Source organism: Photobacterium sp. J15 (assembly GCF_963870815.1).
Classification (GTDB): Bacteria; Pseudomonadota; Gammaproteobacteria; order Enterobacterales; family Vibrionaceae; genus Photobacterium; species Photobacterium marinum.
On record NZ_CAWMUI010000002.1, the window covers coordinates 388,165 to 407,314 of the forward strand.

Annotated in this window: 19 protein-coding genes; 14 read left to right on the top strand and 5 right to left on the bottom strand. The window is 43.7% G+C overall.

Going from position 1 to position 19,150, the window contains the following annotated elements; translation table 11 throughout:
• The first annotated feature begins 33 nt into the window (after positions 1-33).
• Positions 34-525, top strand: coding sequence for a GNAT family N-acetyltransferase (locus AACQ93_RS18645; RefSeq protein WP_064607668.1), 492 nt, complete (start codon positions 34-36; stop codon positions 523-525).
• A 15-nt stretch (positions 526-540) separates the two neighbouring features.
• Here the strand turns inward: AACQ93_RS18645 and AACQ93_RS18650 are convergent, their stop codons facing one another.
• The 3 genes from AACQ93_RS18650 to AACQ93_RS18660 all read right to left on the bottom strand — a co-directional run bounded on the left by AACQ93_RS18650 (position 541) and on the right by AACQ93_RS18660 (position 3,676).
• Positions 541-1,101, bottom strand: coding sequence for a GNAT family N-acetyltransferase (locus tag AACQ93_RS18650; protein ID WP_064607669.1), 561 nt, complete (start codon positions 1,099-1,101; stop codon positions 541-543).
• A 456-nt stretch (positions 1,102-1,557) separates the two neighbouring features.
• Positions 1,558-2,013, bottom strand: a complete 456-nt coding sequence (locus tag AACQ93_RS18655) for an SRPBCC family protein (RefSeq protein WP_007463847.1) — start codon at positions 2,011-2,013, stop codon at positions 1,558-1,560.
• A gap of 1,075 nt (positions 2,014-3,088) precedes the next feature.
• The gene (locus AACQ93_RS18660; protein WP_064607670.1) at positions 3,089-3,676 is read right to left on the bottom strand and encodes a hypothetical protein; all 588 of its coding nucleotides are present in this window, start codon (positions 3,674-3,676) and stop codon (positions 3,089-3,091) included.
• A gap of 271 nt (positions 3,677-3,947) precedes the next feature.
• Between AACQ93_RS18660 and AACQ93_RS18665 the strand changes: the two genes are divergently transcribed.
• From AACQ93_RS18665 to AACQ93_RS18680, 4 genes are all read left to right on the top strand, one after another.
• The gene (locus tag AACQ93_RS18665) at positions 3,948-4,457 is read left to right on the top strand and encodes a porin family protein (protein ID WP_064607673.1); all 510 of its coding nucleotides are present in this window, start codon (positions 3,948-3,950) and stop codon (positions 4,455-4,457) included.
• A gap of 466 nt (positions 4,458-4,923) precedes the next feature.
• Positions 4,924-6,132: a NupC/NupG family nucleoside CNT transporter gene (locus tag AACQ93_RS18670; RefSeq protein WP_064607675.1), complete on the top strand. Its 1,209-nt coding sequence runs from the start codon at positions 4,924-4,926 to the stop codon at positions 6,130-6,132.
• A gap of 209 nt (positions 6,133-6,341) precedes the next feature.
• Positions 6,342-6,644, top strand: coding sequence for a hypothetical protein (locus AACQ93_RS18675; protein ID WP_198160200.1), 303 nt, complete (start codon positions 6,342-6,344; stop codon positions 6,642-6,644).
• Positions 6,645-6,776: 132 nt separating this feature from the next.
• Positions 6,777-8,204, top strand: coding sequence for a S8 family serine peptidase (locus tag AACQ93_RS18680; protein WP_232323357.1), 1,428 nt, complete (start codon positions 6,777-6,779; stop codon positions 8,202-8,204).
• A gap of 113 nt (positions 8,205-8,317) precedes the next feature.
• On the opposite strand, the gene AACQ93_RS18685 is transcribed toward AACQ93_RS18680, so the two are convergent.
• Positions 8,318-9,190: an NAD(P)-dependent oxidoreductase gene (locus AACQ93_RS18685; protein WP_064607679.1), complete on the bottom strand. Its 873-nt coding sequence runs from the start codon at positions 9,188-9,190 to the stop codon at positions 8,318-8,320.
• Between the two features lie 234 nt (positions 9,191-9,424).
• On the opposite strand from AACQ93_RS18685, the gene AACQ93_RS18690 reads away from it, so the two are divergent.
• The 6 genes from AACQ93_RS18690 to AACQ93_RS18715 all read left to right on the top strand — a co-directional run bounded on the left by AACQ93_RS18690 (position 9,425) and on the right by AACQ93_RS18715 (position 15,766).
• Positions 9,425-9,967 carry a hypothetical protein gene (locus tag AACQ93_RS18690; protein WP_064607681.1) on the top strand — a complete coding sequence of 181 codons (543 nt, stop codon included), beginning with the start codon at positions 9,425-9,427 and terminating at the stop codon, positions 9,965-9,967.
• A gap of 218 nt (positions 9,968-10,185) precedes the next feature.
• Positions 10,186-12,000 carry a protein translocase subunit SecD gene (gene secD, locus AACQ93_RS18695; protein ID WP_064609612.1) on the top strand — a complete coding sequence of 605 codons (1,815 nt, stop codon included), beginning with the start codon at positions 10,186-10,188 and terminating at the stop codon, positions 11,998-12,000.
• A gap of 4 nt (positions 12,001-12,004) precedes the next feature.
• The gene (gene secF / locus AACQ93_RS18700) at positions 12,005-12,904 is read left to right on the top strand and encodes a protein translocase subunit SecF (protein ID WP_064607683.1); all 900 of its coding nucleotides are present in this window, start codon (positions 12,005-12,007) and stop codon (positions 12,902-12,904) included.
• Between the two features lie 304 nt (positions 12,905-13,208).
• Positions 13,209-13,928 carry a hypothetical protein gene (locus AACQ93_RS18705; protein WP_064607684.1) on the top strand — a complete coding sequence of 240 codons (720 nt, stop codon included), beginning with the start codon at positions 13,209-13,211 and terminating at the stop codon, positions 13,926-13,928.
• A 78-nt stretch (positions 13,929-14,006) separates the two neighbouring features.
• Positions 14,007-15,191, top strand: a complete 1,185-nt coding sequence (locus AACQ93_RS18710; RefSeq protein WP_064607686.1) for a cystathionine beta-lyase — start codon at positions 14,007-14,009, stop codon at positions 15,189-15,191.
• 257 nt (positions 15,192-15,448) lie between these two features.
• Positions 15,449-15,766, top strand: coding sequence for a hypothetical protein (locus AACQ93_RS18715; protein WP_064607688.1), 318 nt, complete (start codon positions 15,449-15,451; stop codon positions 15,764-15,766).
• Positions 15,767-16,008: 242 nt separating this feature from the next.
• Here the strand turns inward: AACQ93_RS18715 and AACQ93_RS18720 are convergent, their stop codons facing one another.
• Positions 16,009-16,296 carry a hypothetical protein gene (locus AACQ93_RS18720; protein ID WP_064607690.1) on the bottom strand — a complete coding sequence of 96 codons (288 nt, stop codon included), beginning with the start codon at positions 16,294-16,296 and terminating at the stop codon, positions 16,009-16,011.
• Positions 16,297-16,716: 420 nt separating this feature from the next.
• Here AACQ93_RS18720 and AACQ93_RS18725 point away from each other — a divergent pair, with 420 nt between their 5' ends.
• The 3 genes from AACQ93_RS18725 (at position 16,717) to AACQ93_RS18735 (ending at position 18,866) form a co-directional block, all read left to right on the top strand.
• Positions 16,717-17,307 (top strand): DNA-3-methyladenine glycosylase I, encoded by a 591-nt coding sequence (locus AACQ93_RS18725; RefSeq protein ID WP_064607692.1) that lies wholly within the window; start codon positions 16,717-16,719, stop codon positions 17,305-17,307.
• A 59-nt stretch (positions 17,308-17,366) separates the two neighbouring features.
• The gene (locus tag AACQ93_RS18730) at positions 17,367-18,290 is read left to right on the top strand and encodes a cation diffusion facilitator family transporter (RefSeq protein ID WP_064607694.1); all 924 of its coding nucleotides are present in this window, start codon (positions 17,367-17,369) and stop codon (positions 18,288-18,290) included.
• A 189-nt stretch (positions 18,291-18,479) separates the two neighbouring features.
• Positions 18,480-18,866, top strand: coding sequence for a hypothetical protein (locus AACQ93_RS18735; RefSeq protein ID WP_064607696.1), 387 nt, complete (start codon positions 18,480-18,482; stop codon positions 18,864-18,866).
• Positions 18,867-19,150 lie beyond the last annotated feature (284 nt).

The following is a 19,150-nucleotide window of genomic DNA, read 5'->3' on the forward strand; positions in this document are numbered from 1 at the left end:
TAGATAACTCGTGAAAATAGAAAGGAGGCTGAAATGAAAGTAACAGTGCGCCATGTTGAAGACAAGGATATAGAGGCGATTAAAGAGTTGTATGCCGGTAAGAAGGCTTATAGCGGTACATTACAGCTTCCTTTTCCGTCGTTATCGTTGTGGGAGAAGCGTTTGTCTGATTTACCGGATAATGTATATAGCTTGTTAGCGGAGGTTGATGGTGAGGTTGTCGGACAAATAGGTTTTGAAGTTATCACACGGCCCAGGCGTAGGCATGTTGCCACTTTTGGTATGGCTGTCAGTGATTTTCATCAGGGGAAGGGGATTGGTAGTAAATTACTGTCAGCTATGCTGGATATGGCTGATAACTGGCTGAATGTAAGGCGTATAGAGCTAACTGTTTATACTGATAATCATGCTGCGATCGCGCTTTATGAAAAGCATGGTTTTGCCATTGAAGGTGAAGCGATGGATTACGCCTTTCGCAACGGCGAATACGTCAATACCTACTATATGGCAAGGATGAGTAGCTAACCATAACAGTTATGGTTAGCTGTTGGCTTCAGCCATCGCCCAGATTTCGTAATATTCAAGATCTTCACTGATCATGTTAATCCGGGTTGCGTTGGATTTGGTTTTTACATGCTCCATACCGATCTTTTGTAAAATCCTGCCTGGTGATGGATCGCGACTAAAATGTTGTCCGTAGATGAGGTCAAGATTTAATCGTTTGAAACCGAACTCTGTCAGTCGTTTGGCTGCTTCGGTGCCATACCCCTGTCCCCAGTAGGGAACACCAAGCCAATAACCCAGTTGGGCTTTGCTGCTGTCGAAGTTATTGTATTCGATATTATGAAGTCCAACACAGCCCATCAGGCTTGCATTTGATTTAAGGGTGATGGCATAAATAGCTGAAGTACGGCTTTGCCAGCCAGCTAAGTGCTTGCCGATCCATTGTCCGGCCATCCCGTCATTGTAGGGATGAGGAATATTAACTGTGCCGTTGGCAACATGTACGTCACCAGCCAGCTTTTGTATCTTTCCGGCATCAGAGAGTTGAAAAGGCCTCAGAATCAGCCTTTCAGTTGTTAGCAAAGGTTGCTGTCCCATAGGTCCACCTTATTTGCAATGAAAAACTGAAGAAACAGATATTAATCAGCATGAGTTTTTGATGCTAAGTAACTGATAAAAACTCTTTATGATTTGGTTTTTGCTGTTAATCTAAGCGGCTGCAAAAATCCAATCTTACTTGTGGCGTTCTCCTCAGTGCCTGAGCAGTATTCCCCCTACATGCTGAACACTTACTTATCCTGATCTGTTTTATTTAATCGCGCTTAAAAACAACGCGCAATTGTTTTGGATTAATAACGAGTAGTACTTCTCATTGTTCAATATTCAACCAGTTTAATTGCCGCCATCTTATGGAATTAGTTTGACACTACTATGTCAGTTGCTTAAAAACTATAAAGCAGGATCCGTCTCAATCCTGCTTAGTGGTAGAAGGGCTTAAGAAGGGCTGAATTTGGTGGTAAAGCTGATAACTTGCAGGTTTGTACACTTTGGCATTTAATGCGAAGCATTGTGTTTCCACTTGGTTTCACTGAACTGGGCAATATTGTGAAGTGCCCGTTTAATGTTTTTTTCCAGAAGTAACTTTATTAGCCATCCTGTACCGCGTATTCGGGGAGTAAAATTGATTCGGTAGAGGATAAGGCTACGGCTGGCATTGATGGTTTTGAAGCGGATCCAACCGCCATGTTCTTCAATCGGTGACCCATCGATAATTTTGTATTGGAGATGCTCATTTTCTTTGTAATCAATGATTTGTTCCTGAAAAGTAAACGGTCCGTTTGTTACTTTTCTGATGGCTCCAATTCCATTGATTTCTGGCTTTCCATGCTTGACTAATGAATACTTTGCATCAAAGAAACGTCCGAGATTGTCATGATCAGAAAGTAACTGAAAGAGTACTTTTCTAGGCACATTAGCAGCCTGCTCTAAAGTGATAGTATGCATACCCATGTTTCGACCCCGAGTCAAGGTTTGAACTGATGTTATCAGAGTGTAAATTTGTGTCAATGGGACATAGTTGAGATGCATGACTCATTTTTGAGACACCATTCAATTTCTGTGACGACGAATTATGGTTAGTGCGTTGTTTTATAATGATTAGTTAAAAATTAGCCGTAAAGGGGTAATGAATAATAATTGAAGGATGACTTTTGTCACATAAAGACACGCAAATAATAGTTGCAATAGAGAACATTGGCTTTTATATTGGACGAGTTGATATAAATAGCAGGGTGTCGAAACAGAGAGAAAGTGGATAGCCTTAGTCCGTTAAATAAGGTCACTTCAAACGTAAAATCCTGAAAAAATATCAAATTAATTACTCCCTGGGCTTATGAATGAACAATATTAGATTGCTTGTTCTATTGTTTAAGCTAATTTGTCAGGGATTACATGTAGCTTCAAATACATCAGATTGTCATATGGATGTCATATCCGGATGTTTTATTGAAGCTGTTTCAATGAGTAAGAACGGTATAAAGTAAAAAGAGATATCAACCTTACTCGTTTTGGAAGATGAGAGGTTAATTATGATTAATAGAAATCGTAGGCAATGGTATTACCATCAGTCTCAAACGACAAATACTCGCGGAAAATCAAAGTCATAGGTTTTGGGTGTTGAACCAGCCATAAGCCGATGTAATAGTCGTTAAAACACCAGAACAGCCAGAAACTCGAATTCAATGGACAGATGTTTCTGGCTTACAACACTCCGCCTGATAATAGTGATATCGTGATCAATAAAGTGATTTCAATAAACCATCTGAATTCGTTATTGTGAATGTAATCGTTTTATTAGCCGGTGATGTTATCTGAATTAGACTTAAATAGAGCTGTTATTTAAGTTTGATAGTTACTTTTAGTGTCATTTTTAAGTTAGTTTGTAGACAGCAATATCGAACTGACGATAGGGTAATTATAATCACTTATAACTTATATGGTTTTTCTCTTTTTAAGTATACTTGTTGATGATATATCAATAAGACTTACATAATTGAAGGAATTAGTTATTAGTTTGAATAATGTCTTATTTGTAGATTTTTCCACCAATATTCATTTCTTTGGGAAATACCGTGATCGGTATCCCGCCTAAATAGACATTTCCTTTTACAACCAAAAACTTAGGTAACTCTCTTATCTGTGTGTTGGCAAGATATAAATGACCGCCAACATAAAGGTAGGGTGGAAGCTGGGTAATTTTGGTTCCCATTAAACTTAAATCGCCTTTTACCTGTAATCCATTATTCAGGTACGTGATTTGTGAATGAGCCAGATTAATATAGCCGTGTACCACCAGTTGAAGTGGAAGCTGGGTAACTGCACTGTAGGCAAGATTCAGGTTTCCTTCAACTGTTAGCTGGCGTGGTAGCCGTTCAATGCTGCTATTTTCCAGATTCAGGTTGCCCTTAACCGTTAAAGGATCCGGTAATTCTATATTTCGGGCATTTCGCAGAAAAACGTTGCCGTATGAGTCGGTGTAGTTCAGCAACTTAAGCTCTGAAACATACTGGTTGGCATCTGTGACTGGAGAAAACAGACATGAAGAAAGCGCTATCGTCACGGCTGACGTTAACTGTCGATAATAGCGATTAGGGAACTGAGCTTTAGCCATCATGACCTGCTTTCTTATAAGTATGCAGCGATTATGCCTTGCTGCTTTTAATAGTCAATTCTATCCGGGATATATCCAGAGTAAGCCTTAACGGAGTTTGAACTCTGTTCATATTTATCAACCACTCTAAGAACTGTTCAGCGTAAATTCAGTTATAAAACGTTGTTTTATATTTTAAGGTTCGGTTCAGTTTGCAGGTGTAAATTAGTCTTCAACAACAGAGGGATAGCAGCTTAAGCCTGCTTCCATTACCGAATTATTCTGGAGTGATACGATGAAAAAATTAACGATTATCTCAACGCTTGCCCTGGCGACTGTTGCCGCTTCTCCTGCATTTGCTGCTGATACAGAGTGGTTTGTTGGTGCCGGTGTCGGTTACCAGGATGACAGCATCAAAGGTGAGGCGAGCCAGAACGGTGAAGATGTCACTTACCAGTTGCGAGGCGGTGCAATCGTTAATGACCACCATCGCCTGATGGGTACTTACAGCTACATGGATAAATCATCTCAGGATATGTTCCTGGCTTCTTATGATTACCTTCTGCCTGTTGCCCAGAAAGTAAACCTGTTTGCAGGTGTGTCAGCTGGTGTGGCTGATAGTGAGGTTGCGGGTAACAGCTCGACAGATTTTGTCTGGGGGGGCCAGGTTGGTGCTATGTACAAGATTAACGATAACTGGTCGACAGATCTGACATACCGTTATTTGGATCAGGACTACAGTGAAAACAGCACTAAACTTGAAGACTCTCAGCAAGTCGTGTTGTCAGTAGACTACAAATTCTAAGCCCGTTGATACAGGCTGCTTATGATTGAAGAGGGAAGCCATTTCCCTCTTTTGTCCTTATTTGACCCATTTGGAGGTAAAAATAAACTCGCATTTATTATTTTTGTTTATTTCTTGTTCAACTAAACCCTGATCACAAAAAAAATCCCGAAGGGGCTTGTTAATGTGATCCATATCTCTATATACTCCGCATCCGGCCAGAACCACTGAGTTCAGCCACCTTAGTTACAAGCTGTCACCATGGAATGTGAACGACCCACGGAGTTGGACCGGCGTTAATTTAGCTTGTTATCAAGGTGACTTGTATGTTGTACATATGGACGGACAAACACATATTTTCTGAACGTTTCAGTTCAGAGCCCTCCTGTTTCGCTTTTTCTCCAAAAGCAGTTGTTCTCCTATTGCAGCACGCAGTAATACCTTCATTTTTCGACAATCGATTTAATCAACGCAGCAGGACGAAATAATGCAGTTGTTAATTAGTTTGGCCGGTATTTTTGTGCTGGTAGTATGCGCTTGGGCGTTATCTGAGAACCGTAAAGCGATCAACTGGCGTACAGTTGGCGGGGCCTTATTCTTACAGGCCGGTTTTGCCGCTTTGGTTCTTTATGTTCCGTTGGGGCAGAAGATGCTGGGAGCCATGAGTAGTGGTGTTGCCAGCGTATTGGGTTTTGCTGATGAAGGTATTAAATTCTTATTCGGTGACCTAGCTACTTCCGGTTTTATTTTTGCCATCCGCGTTCTTCCCCTCGTTATTTTCATTAGTGCTCTTATCTCCCTTCTTTATTATCTTGGCGTGATGCAATGGGTCATCAAAGTGATCGGTGGCGGTATTCAGAAAGCACTGAAAACCAGCCGTGCAGAATCATTGGTAGCCACAGGTAATATTTTCTTGTCTCAGGGCGAATCTCCACTATTGGTGAAACCATTCCTACCACAGATGACGCGTTCAGAACTGTTCGCTGTGATGACGGGTGGTATGGCATCTGTAGCGGGTAGTGTACTAGGTGGTTACGCTGGCCTGGGTGTTGAGCTTAAGTACCTGATTGCCGCAAGCTTCATGGCTGCTCCGGGTAGTTTGATGATGGCGAAGATTCTGGTTCCTGAGCAAAGCGTTGCTGTGGAACAGACCGACATTGAAATGGCAAAGAGTGAGCACAGTAATGCGATCGATGCACTGGCTGCGGGTGCAATGAACGGTATGAAAGTTGCGGTGGCTATCGGTACTATGCTGATTGCTTTCGTGAGTGTGATTGCTATGGCAAACGCTGGTCTGGAAACTGTAGGTGAATGGTTTGGAATGCAAAGCCTGACTATGCAGTCAATTCTTGGCTACGTATTCTCTCCACTGGCGTTTGTTATTGGTGTACCAGCATCGGAAATGCTTCAGGCTGGTTCTTTCATCGGTCAGAAACTGATTCTGAATGAGTTCGTTGCTTTCCTTGATTTCGTGAATGTGAAAGAAGCACTGACAGCTCAAAGCCAGGTTATCATTACTTTTGCACTGTGTGGTTTTGCAAATATCGGTTCAATCGCTATCCAGATTGGTTCAATCGGTATAATGGCTCCAGAGCGTCGCGGTGATGTAGCAAGCCTGGGTATCAAAGCAGTTCTGGCTGCAACTTTGGCTAACCTGATGAGTGCGGCGCTGGCAGGTATTTTCGTAGGCCTGTAACAAGATGCTTCATACAGATTGATTCAATGAAAAACCGCCACGAGAGTGGCGGTTTTTTTTATGAAATGCCGTAAGCTACCGCCAGATTATTACATAATACTCACTGTAGCCTGAGTTTGTATAAAGCGTTGTTTTATTCTGTTAAGGTACCTGTCTCAATCCGCTTGAGCTGATGGTTAAGAAGGGTGTTTATGTGCAGGATTCTGATTTTGTCTTTTGTTTGCTTTGTGTCGGTTAATGTCAATGCAGACACATTCTTAAATGATAAGACATTAGCGAATAGTAACTTAGTGTCGGAGTATTCCGGAGAGATGATGGGGAGCGATAATTCGGGAACACGTTTATCAGAGTCGACCGAGCCTTCATTTTACATATCACCTGATATTTACTCATCACCAACAGTGACACCATACGATCCTGGTTTTGAGCCTACAAGCGAAGCTATGCGAGAGAATGAAGCAAAACAAGAAGCTGATGACAGACTTTGGCAGGCTATTTTTTCACTTTTTTGACCATCTATGTATGCAGATAAGTACAAGTTCATTTCCGACATGTAGCATAAAAAAGACACATTCACATCTTTATTATTAAGACGCAAACCCTCTACTACAATTATGAAAAATAACAGTAGCAGAGGTATTCACGTGTCCAGTCAATCATTCTCAGTCCATCCTTTTTTGCGCTCAGGGTTGTGCTTTTTTGCTCTGACCACAGCGTTTACAGTGCATGCAGAACCGAACTTTCGTGCTGGTCAGGTACTTGTTCAGGCTTTGCCGGAAGAACTCGGTGATGCCAAAGTGCTGCGCTACTATCCCGGATCCGGGGTCTCGATTGTTAAAGTTGAGCCGGGCAAGGAAAACGGTCAGCTAACGGCATTCAAAGCCAAAGGAAAGCGAGCCAGTAAGAACTATATTGCCAGCCACTTTGTGGATGACCCTTATTACAATACCTATCAATGGCATTTTAATCATATTGAATCTGATTTGGCCTGGGGAACAAGTGATGGTTATGGTGTAACTGTTGCTGTTCTGGATACCGGTCTGCGCGAAGGCGGTAATGATGGCATTGGTTGTATCGATACAAATGACAGTGGCCAGAAAACAGGGGTGGATATCGTCAATAATGACAACGATCCGACTGATGGCGATGGTCACGGGACTCACGTATCGGGCACTATTGCTCAAGCGACCGGTAATAAAGTGGGGGTTGCCGGTTTGGCTTATGCCAGCTGTGTGATGCCAGTAAAAGTATTGAGTGATACCGGTTCGGGAACTTTTGCGGATATCGCTGAGGGGATTTATTACGCTGTTGATAACGGGGCTGGTGTAATCAATATGAGCCTAGGGGTAAGTGCTCGCTCCGGGCTGACAAATGATCCAATCATGGATGCTGCTCTTGATTATGCTGAAAGTAATGGGGTTATCGTTGTCGCTGCGGCGGGTAATGATGGCTTTAGAAAAAATGTAAGTTATCCTGCTATTTATCCGAGTGTAATAGCGGTCGGAGCTACGGATTTTAATAATTCGCTGGCATCCTATTCAAACCGGGGTAAAGGGCTTGATGTCGTGGCACCCGGAGGAAATACCAGTGCTGATGAAAACGGTGATGGTTTTGCAGATGGTGTCTTACAGGAAACTTTTGGCAGTGACGGAGTCTGGGGGTATTACTTTTTCCAGGGAACGTCTATGGCGGCACCGCATGTGAGTGCGCTGGCGGCTATGCTACTGGCAAATGGTGTTGTTCCGGCTGATGTAAAGCAGGCGATTACTTCCAGCGCCATGGACTTAGGTAGTACCGGTTATGACAGTACCTACGGTCATGGGCTTATTCAGGGTTATCAGGCATTGAACTGGACTGCAGGTGACTCATCATCCGGTGGAGGTGATTCAGGTGGAGATGATAGTAACAGCGGAGAAGCAACCTGTACGGATATGGATGGTGACGGTTATTGCGTAGAGCAGGGCGATTGCGACGACAATAATGCAGATGTTTATCCAGGACGCAATGAGAAAGGTCCTCGAAGCAGAGACGGGCTGGATAATAACTGCGACGGCCAGGTTGATAATAAATAGGGCAGTTTGAATTTACTAAGCTGCGAACAAAAAAGCGGCCGGTAAATCGGCCGCTTTTTTACGTCTGAATTACAGATGCTCGAATAACAGCTCGGTGCAAAAGCTCTTGTTTTTTACTTGTCGAACTGTTTGATCAGCACTGAAGTATCGGCACGACTAAATCCACGTTGTTGCAGTTCAGCATATTTTTCATCAACCTGCTTTGCCAAAGGTAGCTCAACACCAAGCTTTTCAGCCGCTTCAAAACAAATTCCGAGGTCTTTGCGCATCCAGTCGAGTGCAAAGCCGAAATCAAATTTATCTTCAGCCATAGTTACAGCGCGGTTTTCCAGTTGCCATGAACCGGCAGCACCATGCTTCAGCACTTCCGTCATTTGTTCAATATCCAGTCCGGCAGATTTCGCCAGCGTAATAGCTTCCGAAAGACCTTGCAGAATACCTGCAATACAGAGCTGATTCGCCATCTTGGTTATTTGTCCGTAACCCACATCGCCCATCAGTGTTGCTGCTTTGGCAAAGCAGTCGATAACTGGCTTGGCTTTTTCGAACACCTCAGGTTTGCCGCCGACCATGACTGTCAGGCAGCCATTGATGGCTCCGGCTTCACCACCGGATACTGGCGCATCCAGAAACTCTGCCCCTTGTTCCAGAGCTGCTTTGGCAATCTCTCGTGAGACTTCAGCAGAGGCTGTTGTATTGTCGATCAGAACCACGCCGTTTGTGACGGTAGTAAGAATACCGTTTTCTCCTTTATATACTTCGCGCAGATCGTCATCGTTACCGACGCAGCTAAAGACGAAGTCGGCATCTTTTGCGGCTTCGGCTGGTGTAAGCGCTACCTTACCTGAGTATTGTTCTGTCCATTGTTCTGCTTTAGCGGTGGTTCGGTTATAGACAGTGACATGATGGCCTGCATTAGCAAGGTGCCCGGCCATAGGGAAGCCCATTGTCCCTAATCCGATGAATGCTATTTTGTGTACAGTCATTGTGTTGCTTCCCTCTCTAACTGTGTTGTATCCAAGCTCATTTTTTCAGAGCCTTGTTTTCTTTGTGTCCAGTGTTCTATTAGAGCAATATAACTCTCGCTCTGCAAAAAGATGGGAGCTCACGATTGATATTGGATGAACAACGAAAAAAATGTGATTCAGTGCAAGTTTTTTCTTGTGAATGATCTCAGCTGGTCATATTATGCCTTTGATTCTCTTTGGTGATATTGAGTTATGTTGATCAGGTTTATACGAACACTGCTGTTGATGATCTGCTTGGGGGCGGCTTCGTTTTCCCATGCGGAAACTCATGGTTCCGATCCTGTATCGGTCGTGCCTGTTGACCTGGCTCAGCAAGTCGTCAGCATGGCTAAGTCTGATTCTGCGTTGGCACAGTTAGATGTTTATTCTAATTCTGACAGTATTTTGAAGAGTGTTGATGTTGAGCCTCCGGTTTGGAACTTCCCTTTGCAGTCATCACCAAAGTCTAAGAAGCAACATTCCAACTCGTCTCACGACTATGATCTTGCCCTGACTAATTCCACGCGAATGGCGAATCTGATGCGCCATGATCCGGAAGAAGTCCAACCGTATTACCAACTTGCTATTGAGCTGCCAGTAGAGCCTGTCCCGAGTTTCGAGAAAGGATACAGTGTCGATTTTTGCGATAACCTGAATTGGGTACTCAATACCAACCCTACGGTAAGCAGGGTATCCGGTTGGAAAGAAAGTAACCTCACCTTTACCATCTATCATCATCGCCTGTTGCGCGCCTGATCCGGTGAATTGCTGTTAAATCGGCAAGGCACTGACTTCCCTGAAAGAAATCCCGACATAAGGACTCTGGTTATAACCAGTACTCCCGCATGTTCGTTTCAGACCGGTTCTCAGTATCAACATTTATTAGCTTATAGCTTTTGGTGTTGATGTGGCCGGAGATCTATTCCATTACCTTCAGGTGCTAAAAACTGAGGGTGAATATGGCGCGTAATAAGATGAGAAAGACCAAAAATCAACGAATACTCAATCACTACCCGACGTGGAAATATGTCGTACTGGTGGTGACTCTGTTTGTCATGTTGCTCAGTGCGATTCCGACCTGGTACGGCGAAGATGCTTCGGTGCAGATTGCGGCGAAAGGTGAAACTGTTCCGTCTGTGGTTGTCTTGCAGCAACACCTCAAAAATAACGGCATTACAGCTAAGCGCATTGAGCAGCAGGGCGACAAAACCGTGGTTGTTCTGGAAGACGAGGGCCAGCAGACGTCGGCCAGAGCTTCATTGGCTGAGGTTGTCAGTGATAAGTCACAGTTGACACTGGCATTAGAACCTGCCGCTCCTTCCTGGCTTCAGAACCTTGGTTTTGAACCGATTAAGCTGGGACTTGATTTGCGAGGGGGTGTTCAGTTCCTGCTGGATGTCGATGTGGATCAGGTTTTCAAGGCTCAAGGCGAACAGTTGACTGATGAATTACGTCAGCAGTTCCGTCAGGATGGCATTCGTGGTGCTCGTGTTGAAACTTCGGGTGTCGATGCACTTTATGTGCGCCTTGCTGATGCAGAAGCTAACAGCAAAGTACGTCACTTTATCCGTACAAATTATCCGCAGTGGCAGGTTACCAATGCTTCGGGTCATGGGGTGAAACTGACTCTGAAAGAGAGTGAGAAAACAGCACTTCGTAATCTGACTGTGCAGCAAAATCTGCAAACCATGCGTAGCCGTATTGAAGAGCTGGGTATCACTGAAGCGCTGGTTCAGCGTCAGGGTGAAAACCGTATCCGTATTGAGTTGCCAGGTGTTCAGGATCCTGCTGCAGCAAAAAATGTTATCGGTGCAACTGCCAGCCTTGCTTTTTATGCGGTTAAGCAACCGGGTACCGGAAGCACAATGGAAATTCCGGATAAGTCCGGCAAGCCGGTTCGTGTTGCCCGTAAACCGGTTTTAGGCGGTGATCATATTGTCGATGCTCGCGCCAGCTTTGGCCAGATGGGTATGGCTGAAGTAAATATTACTCTGGATCATGCCGGCGGTAATATCATGTCCGATTTTTCCCGTCAGAATATTGGTAAGCCGATGGCAACGGCATTCAGTGAATACAGCCGTGACAGTGAAGGTAACGCTAAACAAACCAGCGAAATCATTAGCGTAGCGACAATTCAGAGCCAGTTGGGTAACCGCTTCCGTATCACAGGTGCCGGATCAATTCAGGATGCTCAGGAGCTGGCATTGTTGCTTCGAGCAGGTTCATTGACAGCGCCGGTAACTATCGTTGAGGAACGAACAATCGGCCCGACACTGGGGGCAGAAAATATCCAGAATGGTTTTGCAGCGCTTGGATTAGGTTTGGGAATGACCCTGCTGTTTATGGCTTTCTGGTATCGCCGTCTGGGCTGGGTGGCGAATGTTGCTTTGGTAATGAACATGGTGATGCTGTTCGGTTTGTTGGCAATGATCCCTGGGGCTGTGCTGACACTACCGGGTATTGCCGGATTAGTACTGACCGTGGGTATGGCTGTTGATACTAATGTGCTGATCTTCGAGCGGATTAAGGACAAGCTCAAAGAAGGTCGCAGTTTTGCTCAGTCGATTGACCGTGGTTTCAGCAGCGCATTCAGCACCATTTTCGATGCTAACTTCACCACAATGATCACAGCTGTGGTGCTCTATGCCATTGGTAATGGCCCGATTCAGGGGTTTGCCATGACATTGGGGCTGGGCCTGTTAACCAGTATGTTTACCGGTATTTTTGCTTCCCGAGCCATGATTAATCTGGTTTGGGGACGTGACGCATCTCGTGAAGTGAGGATTTAAAGCCATGTTTATTAATAAGAAAAATGCAACCAAGTGGCGCCATTTTACCAGTGTTGTCTCTGTTCTACTGATGGTGGGCTCTATTCTGATGATTTCAGTCAGAGGGCTAAACTGGGGACTGGATTTTACCGGAGGTGTTGTCAGTGAAATTCGCCTTGATTCTGTGATCACCAGCAGTGAAATTACGCCACTGCTTGATGCCGGATTACATCAGGATGTTAGCGTTATTTCGGCGGGTGAACCGGGCCGCTGGGTACTGCGTTATGCAATGCCGGAAAATGGAGAGGCGATGCCTTCAATTGAGCAGTTACTTACGCCATTGAAAACTGATGTTACGGTTCTCAATACCAGTATTGTCGGCCCGCAAGTTGGTCAAGAACTGGCGGAGCAGGGAGGACTGGCCTTGCTGGTGGCTGTGCTTTGTATTCTGGGTTATCTGAGTTATCGTTTTGAGTGGCGTCTGGCATCTGGTGCTTTGTTTGCATTGGCGCATGATGTGATTTTTGCGTTGGGTTTTTTTGCTGCAACCCAGATGGAATTCAACCTGACGGTTTTGGCGGCAATTCTGGCAATTCTGGGATATTCACTGAATGACTCGATCATCATTGCAGATCGTATTCGTGAGTTGCTGATTGCTAAACCGCATAAGCAAATTCACGAAATCAACAATGAAGCGATACAGGCTACCATTTCGCGAACATTGGTGACTTCTGGTACCACTTTGATCACCGTCGGTGCGTTGTGGCTGCTGGGTGGTGGTCCGCTGCAAGGTTTTGCTATTGCTATGTTTATCGGCATCATTACCGGTACTTGGTCATCCGTTTCTGTTGGTACATCGCTGCCGGAAATGTTCGGCTTACGTGCTGAGCACTACATGAAACAACCCGTGACAGAAGAACCATAAGTTGTTCTCTTTCCAGCAATAAAGGCCGCTCATGCGGCCTTTATTGTTATTAATACATCCATTAATTGGAAGAGTTGAGATTTTGTTGCAATACTTTGTGTGATGTAAATATTTTGAGTAAGCAAATTTTAAACAATTTGTCATCAAAAAAATGAAAGATTGCTAACGAGATGAGATCGCAATCACAAGCATGCCTTCTGTGGCAGGGATGTTAAGTAGAAAATGGTAGGCGTTGTTATTGCATTTATCTTCAGTTGGAGCAAAGCATCAACTTCATACACTGGTAAATGACAAGGGCAGTATTATGTACGATACAGAAATGAAGCTTAACCATCAGATCCTTCAATTTTTGGAATTTCAGGTGCAGGCTTTGCTTCCTTCTTCTGAAGAGCGCAAGGAAACGTCTTCTGTAACTGATGAAAATCAGGACAGTCCCGAGGTGATAATTCCTGAAATGATGTTGTCGTTGTTAGTGCAGTATCTTTCCGGGTTGAAAGCGATTAATTGTTTGTTAAACCGTGGCTATGTTTCTCAAACCAGAGGTATCTTTCAAACACTGGGTGATGATTACGAAGACATTATCTTTTTGAGTTTACCAAGTCAGGAAGGGGTTGTTTCGCCTTTGCATCAGTCTTACCTGAACAATAGCGCTGATGATAGTTGCAGTAACCCGGTTAACCGACGCGAAATCCGCAATATGATCCGCCGGGCGAAAAAAATAAATCAAAATGTTTTTCAGCTGCATTCAAATCAGCAGGTCTTTCAGGTGCTGCGTACTCAAGGGGCTAAACATAGCTCGGTTGATGTGGCAATTGATCTGCATCGTCATTTTGCTTACAAGGCTATTTTGTTGGCGGTATTGACCGCGAAGGTGAGCGAAAATATGGAAGTGATGCGGGCCTGTCTGAACTATCGTGCGCATCTCGAGATGATTGCACCTAATGCAGTTGAGTTTAAGATGCCAGAGCCTCGTCGGCATCAACCAATCACAGCTGCTCCCCGTGTTGCTGCTATTACGCCATGATTTTCCCCCGCTACCCAGGTCTCCAATAATTATGTTAACTTCATAGCATGCAGTGAAAAAAGGAAGTTTGGGTAGAGTATGGAAAAGAAATTAGATACGAAAATTGTTACTGCCGGGCGTTCGAAGAAATGGACTCAGCATCTGGTTAATCCACCGGTTAGCCGTGCATCAACCATTGTTTTTGACTCTGTTGAGGAGATGAAACATGCCACGGCAAACCGGGCCAACAAGGCGCTGTTTTATGGTCGCCGTGGTACGAATACCCACTTTGCTTTTCAGGAAGCCATGGTGGAGCTTGAGGGTGGGGTGGGATGTGCGTTGTATCCCTGCGGTACAGCCGCTATTTCTAACGCTATTTTGTCTTTCGTCAAAGCCGGTGATCATATTCTGATGGTCGATGGTGTCTATGAACCGACTCGTGATTTCTGCGATAAGATTCTGGACAAAATGGGGGTAGAAACGACCTATTACGATCCCATGATTGGTGAAGAGATCAGAGAGCTGATTCGTCCTAATACCACTGTCCTTTTCCTTGAGTCGCCATGCTCTATTACAATGGAGGTTCAGGATGTTCCCACACTTGCCCGTATTGCCCATGAACACGACTTAGTTGTGATGCTGGATAACACCTGGGCTTCGCCAATCAATTTCCAACCGTTTGAGCATGGTGTTGATATTTCGATTCAGGCTGCGACGAAATATATTGTTGGCCACTCTGATGTGATGCTGGGCACGGCAACGGCGAATGAACGTTGCTGGGATCAGCTGCGAGAATACAGTTACCTGATGGGGCAGTGTACCTCACCGGATGATGTTTATCTCGCAATGCGAGGCCTGCGTACATTGGGTGTTCGTTTGAAACAGCATGAAGAAAACAGCTTGAAAGTTGCGCGCTGGCTTGCTGAACGTCAGGAGGTTGATCATGTTCGCCATCCTGCAATGGAAAGCTGTGAAGGACATGAGTTCTATAAGCGGGATTTTAAAGGGTGTAATGGTTTGTTTTCAGCTGTACTGAACCGTGGAAATACCGAAGCCCTGACCGCTCTCCTGGATGGCATGGAGCATTTCAGCATGGGTTACTCCTGGGGAGGTTTTGAAAGCCTGATCCTTGCTAATCAAAATATAAACTCAATACGGACAGCTAAGAAAAAAGACTTTGCTGGTCCGTTGCTGCGTCTCCACATTGGTTTGGAAGATCCTGATGATTTGATCCGTGATCTGGAGAAGGGCTTTGAGCGCTTTAACGCTGCTCTCAATAAGTAGCTTTGTTTGTATACAAGAAGGCCGCAGCAATGCGGCCTTTTTGCTTTTTGTTGCAGGTTACAGTTGAACACGACCTTCTCGTTAATGGGAACGGAAGAGTTTTGTTGCCATTCTCACAGGATTTCAAAAGAGTTGGGAAAGAGTCAGTATTGGTTCAACTTGTTGTCTAGACTTGATGTATTAAAGAAGTTTTCTGAACTTTTCTGAACATTCTTATGTAAGTTCTGTATCGGGTATGGTGAAAGGAGCCGGAAAGAATGAATAGCAGACTGATTGTAATTGTAATGCTGACGTTTGGTGTATTTGGTTGCAGCAGTTCAGACTATGAAAATTATCAGCTGTTTCCTGAAGAGTATGTCAGTGATGTGGAATATGACAGTATTTACCATTATGGCTACAACCAGGGATGTGAAAGCGCCTTAAGCACCAAAGGTGTGCCTGACATGGTTTATATGCGAGATACAACGCTGGATAAACAGGGAACCCGATTTGAACAAGGATGGGAAGATGGTAACTCAGCCTGTAAAGATGGGGAAAGAAGAATAATGCCTATATTGATTATTGAAAAGAATTAATCAAAATTAACTCATTTAATGAATTACAATAAGATACTTGTTTTATATGCTGTGTTAAATTACATTGCGATTTGATTAAGTAAGCATTTTAATTTTTGCATGTAATAGATTTCATCAAAAAAAAACAGACCGTTCCTGGTCTGTTTTTATTATTTAAAGTTAATTTATCGGTAAATGAGGGAATAAACCTAGCCGGATTAGTTCTTGATCATTCTTAGGTCGATAAATTTGACTACAGGTGATTATGCTGCAGCCGGTCCTGTCAGTGAGTATACTTTGCCTTCACGGAAAGTGACTGGTACAACCGCATGTACTTCAGGCAGCAAAAGAAATGCATCATCATTTTTATCATCATCCATTTCAATGACGATTTGAAGATGCTTTTCCAGAGCCTTGTAAAGTTTAGGCGCACGCAGTTTATTTCCCTGATTGCCAAACTGACTGTAGTGACCGTTACTGGAATAAACCCAGATATTGAAAGGATCCTTACCCCTTTCAAGCTGCTCGATAAAATCGGCAATATGTCTCATAAAAGTCCTTTTTTTACTTTCATCAATAACGCTGTATTGATGGTTCCTATTATGAAATGAAGGCAGGATTTTTCAATTTTAATTCAGTGATTTTCTTTAATTAATGTGATCTCTGTTGGGTTTTATTCGAGATTTATAAAGGCAAAAAATATCATTTCATTTGTTCAGTGATGTATGACAAATATTTTTTAACGATTGCATTCACAATAAACATAAAATTGAAATGTTATTAAGCTCTAATGCAATTGGCTTCAAAAAATATAATGTTAAATTGACTAAGCTGTTTATTGTTAAATTAATGGGAAATTTAGTTCTCTTCTTTGTGATATGAAATACTTGAAATGCATTTTTTGTGCTTATAATGGCCATTTTTAAACTTATATTTAACTGCACAGTTGGCATAAAAATAGAGTACAAGTGATGATTAATTCGGAAATAAAAACCTGCGCTTGGGCGATGAATCAGCCGTTAGAAAGGGAATACCATGATAAGGAGTGGGGTATTGTCAATCGGGATGATAATTATCTTTTTGAGTTTCTGACTCTTGAAGGAGCGCAGGCTGGCCTGAGTTGGTACACAATATTGAAGCGTAGAGATGCTTACAGACTGGCTTTTGATAATTATGACCTGGTTAGGCTGGCAGGACATGATGATGAAAGAGTAGAAGAGATCATCAAGAATTTTGATGTTATTAAGCACCGAGGAAAAATCAGTTCTGTGTTTAGCAATGCCAAAGCCGCTTTGGCATTGCAAGAAGAGTACGGCAGTCTGGCGACGGCATTGTGGCAGTTTGTTGAGCACCGGCCTGTAAACAATGAGTGGCAGGAAATGTCACAGATCCCGGTTTCGACGCCAGAATCGAAAGCGATGAGCAAGTTTCTGAAAAAGAAAGGTTTCAAGTTTGTCGGTGAAACTATCTGCTATGCCTTCATGCAGGCAGTGGGTATGGTAAATGATCATCTGACAGACTGCCCCTGTTACAGCAAATCGGTAGCTAGTCAGGCTGAATAGTTCATGTCACAGGCATTATTCAGGTATCATATTCGCAAATGAAATAGCGAGTTAGGAAGATGTCAGAGGCACCGGTAAAGGTTATTCAGAAAGCAACATGGGTCGGTTCTATAGCTAACGTTGGTTTGGCCCTGTTAAAAATTACTGTCGGGAAAATTACTGGAAGTCAGGCTCTGGTTGCCGATGGTGTTCACAGTTTTTCGGATCTGGTAACAGATACCGCGATTTTGATTGGTTCTCGATACTGGACTGCGCCTGCAGATAAAGAGCATCCTTATGGTCACGGCCGCTTTGAAACTCTGACAAACATATTTATTGGTGTATTGTTGGCGATTGTCGGTGTTGGTATTGGCTGGGATTCAATTAATTCGATTGGACATGTTTCTACCACTACACCAGGAATGCTGGCTTTTGCTGCTGCATTGGCTTCGATCCTGGTTAAAGAAGTGTTGTATCGCTGGACAGTGGTTCAGGCTAAGAAGATTAATAGCCGGGCCCTGCATGCCAATGCCTGGCACCATCGCTCGGATGCGCTGAGTTCATTACCTGTTGCTGTGGCTGTGATTGCAAACTTTATCATCCCAGATCTGCACTATCTTGATCAGGTTGCGGCACTGATTGTAACTGCGATGATCCTCAAGGCGGCGTTTGAAATTTTGTGGCCGGCTTTACTGGAGTTAACTGAAGCGGAAGCTGACAGTGAAATTGAAGCTAAGATTCAGCAATATGCCGATGAGGACAAGGATATCCGTGAAGTGCATGCGATTCGTAGCCGTCGTACCGGCAGTACTATTTTGCTGGATTTTCATTTACTGGTAGATCCGGCGATGAGTGTCGATCATGCTCATACCATCAGTGAGAATTTCAAATCACATATTCTGGCGCAAATTGATGAAGTGGTGGATGTGATTATCCACATTGAGCCTTATACATGTGCAGAACGAGTGGTCAATCCTTGTTGTGAGGACAAGAGCTGCAATTAGTTGACTTTAGCGATACGTATAAACACCTGCAATAGCAGGTGTTTTTTTATGTCTCACTTTCTCGAATGAGTGTGATTGTTCTTAGTTATGAGATATCCAAACGGTTGGCTCTTTCACTAGGCTAATAACAGAAATGATGTTGAAGCTATTTAGTGCCCGCTTATTGTGGTGAAAGGGAGGAAGCGAAGGATGCCTTTAGTTCGTATTAAATCACTGCCGTTTGAACAAGATGTCGCTGTTAATCAGGCACTTTCTGCGTTGTCTGAGGCGATCTCGAATGCCGGAAACATTGAAGAACGACATGTCATGGTTACCTGGGAATACCTCTCTAACTCTCACTATATCCACAATGGAAAGTTGGCAGACTATCAATCTGAAACAACTCATCCATTATTGGTCGATTTGGTTGCACCCAACTTCAATACTGAAGAGGAAATTGCTCTGATGCTGGAGTTGATAGCAAATACCATTGCTGGCTCAATACCGATCAGTAAGGAAAACATCTTTATTAACTTCACTCCTGCATACAGTGATGGTGTCTACGATGAAGGGCATGTTATTGAGTGGGATATCTAGCTTTCAAAAACTCTGATTGTTGATAAAGGACACAGAATCAAAAAAAGCCAGTCAGTAATCGATTGGCTTTCTTTGATTTTAAGGTGGGTAAAAATGTATTTGAGTTCGGTGTTCATTACCGCTGATAGATAGGTCAACGTTTTGTGTCCTATCGGTGCTATAAGCGATTAGCTCAGGAAGGTCATCAGTAATCTGTAAGTTGGTGTTTGCATAGGCATGCGGAACCTGCATGACTAAAGCCTACCATTACTATGGGCTTGGCTATTTGTACTACGCTTGTTGAA